Source organism: Achromobacter sp. DMS1, assembly GCF_001270295.1.
The window spans coordinates 1-3,758 of the sequence record NZ_LHSJ01000347.1; the positions used below are offsets into that span (position 1 = coordinate 1).

4 protein-coding genes are annotated in these 3,758 nt (G+C 69.1%); 1 reads left to right on the forward strand and 3 read right to left on the reverse strand.

Features of this window, described 5'->3' with window-relative positions; translation table 11 throughout:
• From AD428_RS23955 to metK, 3 genes are all read right to left on the reverse strand, one after another.
• On the reverse strand, positions 1–338 hold a 338-nt coding region (locus AD428_RS23955), incomplete at its 3' end, for a 3-oxoacid CoA-transferase subunit A (RefSeq protein ID WP_152968215.1).
• Positions 339–1,307, reverse strand: coding sequence for a Bug family tripartite tricarboxylate transporter substrate binding protein (locus AD428_RS23960; protein WP_053246816.1), 969 nt, complete (start codon positions 1,305–1,307; stop codon positions 339–341). It lies immediately after the preceding gene.
• A 190-nt stretch (positions 1,308–1,497) separates the two neighbouring features.
• Positions 1,498–2,661, reverse strand: coding sequence for a methionine adenosyltransferase (gene metK / locus AD428_RS23965; protein ID WP_053246817.1), 1,164 nt, complete (start codon positions 2,659–2,661; stop codon positions 1,498–1,500).
• Positions 2,662–2,936: 275 nt separating this feature from the next.
• Here metK and AD428_RS23970 point away from each other — a divergent pair.
• A partial coding sequence (locus AD428_RS23970; protein WP_053246818.1) for a lysophospholipid acyltransferase family protein occupies positions 2,937–3,758 on the forward strand: 822 nt, incomplete at its 3' end.

The window sequence follows — 3,758 nt, forward strand, 5'->3', positions numbered from 1 at the left end:
GCCGCGCGCAGCCGCTCGGCCAGCGTGCCCTGCGGCACGCACTCGAGCTCGACCTCGCCGGCGCGGAAAGCGCGCGCGAAAGCCTCCGAATTGGGCGGGCGCGGATGCGAGCAGATGATCTTGCGCACCTGCCGGCGGTTCAGCAGCGCGGCGATGCCGCGGTCGAAAGTGCCGGCATTGTTGGCGATGATGGTCAGCTCGCGCCGGCCCAGCTCGGCCAGGCACTGCAGCAGCTCATAAGGCACGCCGGCTTCGCCGAAACCGCCCACCAGCACCGAGGCGCCGTCCGGAATGACGGACACCGCCTCGACCATGGATTCCTGGATCTTGTCGATCATTCATTGCTCCTTCGCCAGCCCGGCCGCGTCCACGATCGCCTTCCACCGCGCGCGTTCCTGGTCGATGAAGGCGCCGAACTCCGCCGGCGTGTTGCCGCCGGCCTGCCCGCCCATGGCGCGGAAGCGCTCGCGGACCTCGGGGCTTCGCACCGCGTCGCGCGCCGCCGCGTAGAGCTTGTCGATGACCGGCGCGGGCGTGCCGGCCGGCGCCATCAGGCCGAACCAGGCCGTCACCACCATATCCTTGACGCCGGCCTCGGCCATCGTGGGCACGTCGGGCAGCTCGGGCTGGCGCTGCGCGCTGGTGACCGCCAGCGCCCGCAGCTTGCCGGACTGGATGTACGGCATGGAACTGGGCAGGTTGTCGATCATGAAGCTGAACTGGTTGCCCAGCAGCGCCGCCACGGCCGGCCCGGCTCCTTTGTAGGCCACGTGCGTGCCGCCGATGCCGGCGCGCTGCTTGAACAGCTCCGCCGACAGATGCGGCGACTGGCCCGCGCCCGAGCTGCCGAACGACACGCCGCCCGGGTTTTTCCTGGCCCAGTCCACCAGGTCGGCCACCGTGCGCGCGGGCGAGTCCTCGTTCACCACCAGCACGTTGGGCACGGAAATCACCAGGGTGACAGGCGCGAAGTCCTGCGGCTTGTAGGGCAGCGTCTTGTAGAGGGCGTAATTGATGGCGTTGGGGCCGATATTGCCCATGAGCAGCGTATAGCCGTCGGGCCGGGCGCGCGCCAGCGCCTGCGCGCCGATGATGCCCGCCGCCCCAGCGCGGTTCTCCACGATGACCTGCTGGCCCAGCGAGGCGGCCATCTTGTCGGCGATCAGGCGCGCGGAAATGTCGGTGGTGCCGCCGGGCGAAGCGGGAATGATGAGCGTGACCGGCCGTTCGGGCCAGGCGGCCTGGGCCGCGTTCGCCAGGGCAAGAGCCATCGCGCCGGCGGCCAGCCAGCGTATCGGTTGCAGCATGCTTGTCTCCCTACGCGGCCTCTGTGCGGACCGTCTGGAGAGCTAGTGTGAGCGCCGCCGCGGCGGAAGGCCATTCTCGAATCCCGAGGCCGGCGTTCGCCTGGGCCGAAGAGTCCGCCGGCCGCCCGCGGCGGCGCGCAAAAGCAAAGGGCCGCCCCAAGGGCGGCCCCGGCTTGCTGCAGGCCCGGGATCAGGCGGCCTTCTTCAGCTCCTGCACCTTGTCGGTGGCTTCCCACGAGAATTCCGGCTCGGAACGGCCGAAGTGGCCATAGGCGGCGGTCTTGGCGTAGATGGGGCGCAGCAGGTCGAGCATGTTGACGATGCCGCGCGGGCGCAGGTCGAAGTGCTCGCGCACCAGGCGGGCGATCTGGTCGTCGGGAATGACGCCGGTGCCTTCGGTGTAGACGGTGATGTTGATGGGCTCGGCCACGCCGATGGCGTAGCTCACCTGCACCTGGCACTGGCGCGCCAGGCCGGCGGCCACGATGTTCTTGGCCACGTAGCGCGCGGCGTAGGCGGCCGAGCGGTCGACCTTGGACGGATCCTTGCCCGAGAACGCGCCGCCGCCGTGCGGGCACGCGCCGCCGTAGGTGTCGACGATGATCTTGCGGCCGGTCAGGCCGCAATCGCCTTGCGGGCCGCCGATGACGAAGCGGCCCGTGGGGTTCACCAGGAACTTGGTCTTGGGCGTGATGAGGCCCTCGGCGAAGCTGGGCTTGATGATGTCTTCGATGACGGCTTCGCGGATGGTTTCCTGCGAAACTTCCGGCGCGTGCTGCGTGGACAGCACCACGGTGTCCACCTCGACCGGGCGGCCGTCCACGTAGCGGAAGGTCACCTGCGACTTGGCGTCAGGGCGCAGCCAGGGCAGGCGGCCGTCCTTGCGCAGCTCGCTCTGGCGCTGCACCAGGCGGTGCGCGTACCAGATCGGCGCGGGCATGAGATCGGGGGTTTCGTCGCAGGCGTAGCCGAACATCAGGCCCTGGTCGCCGGCGCCCTGGTTCAGGTAGTCTTCCGAGGTGCGGTCCACGCCCTGGGCGATGTCGGGCGACTGCTTGTCGTAGGCCACGAGCACGCCGCAGCCCTTGTAGTCGATGCCGTAGTCGGTATTGTCGTAGCCGATGCGGCGGATGGTGTCGCGGGCGACCTGGATGTAGTCGACGTTGGCGGTGGTGGTGATTTCGCCAGCCAGCACGACCAGGCCGGTGTTGCACAGCGTTTCCGCGGCAACGCGGGCATTCGGGTCCTGCGTGAAGATGGCGTCCAGAATCGCGTCGGAAATCTGGTCGGCGACCTTGTCGGGATGGCCTTCGGAGACGGATTCGGAAGTGAAGAGAAAATCGTTGTTGGCCACAGATGCGTCCTTACGTGTCCGGCAGAGCCGGTGCATGGGTTCACGAGGCGCGTTGCACCCCGGACCGCAAGGCAGACTGATCTGGGCGCGACGCTTTAGCGGATTTGGAAGGCCCGGAGCGATGCGCCGCCGGCCCGCCGTCGCCCCGCAAGTTGTCGGTTAACTCGGCGACAAAGACTATTTTAGGCGAAAATGCGCATCTCATGCTGGCGGCCGGGTTCTTTCCATATTCCCGGTCAACAGCATGAACATGCCCGATCTTCGTCCTTTGCCGCATGCTGCTCACCCTGTTTCGCCTGCTTGCCCGCCTGCCCCTGCCCGCCGCGCATGCCCTGGGCCGCGCGCTCGGCCTGGCCGCCTATGCCTGGCCCGGCAAGTACCGCGACCGCCTGCGCGCCAACGCGGCCCAGGCGGGCTACCCCGGCAATGCCTTTGCCCGCCGCGCCGCCGCGCAGACGGGCGCGATGATCCTGGAAATGCCGCGCGTCTGGTTCCGCTCCCGCCAAAGCCTGGCGCAGACCACCTCGGATGACTTCGACGCCGTGGTCGGGCCGGCGCGCGCCGAAGGCCGCGGCATCCTGTTCCTCACGCCGCACCTGGGCTGTTTCGAGATCACCGCGCGCTACGTGGCCCAGCGCCTGCCCATGACGGTCATGTTCCGCCCGCCGCGCAAAGACATGCTCGCGCCCCTGCTCGACACTGCGCGCAACAGCTCCAACGTGCGCGCCGTGCCCGCCACCCTGCAAGGCGTGCGCGAATTCGTGCGCACGCTGCGCAAAGGCGAGTGCGTAGGCATGCTGCCCGACCAGGCGCCGGGCGAGGGCGAAGGCGTGTGGGCGCCCTTCTTCGGCCGCATGGCCTACACCATGACGCTGCCCGGCAAGCTCGCCACGCAGACCCGCGTGCCGGTGATCCTCGTGGCCGGTGTGCGCCTGCCGCGCGGCAAGGGCTGGCGCCTGCATTTCGTGCGCGTGCCCGAGCCCCTGCCCGAAGACCCCACGCAGCAGGCCGCTCTCATCAACGCCTCCATGGAAGCGGTGATCCGGCGTTATCCCGAGCAGTACCTGTGGAGCTACAACCGCTACAAGACGCCGCGC

Coding starts and splice junctions, on each gene's coding strand:
- AD428_RS23960 (WP_053246816.1), bottom strand. CDS start 1,307: ATGCTGCAACCGATACGCTGGCTGGCCGCCGGCGCGATGGCTCTTGCC.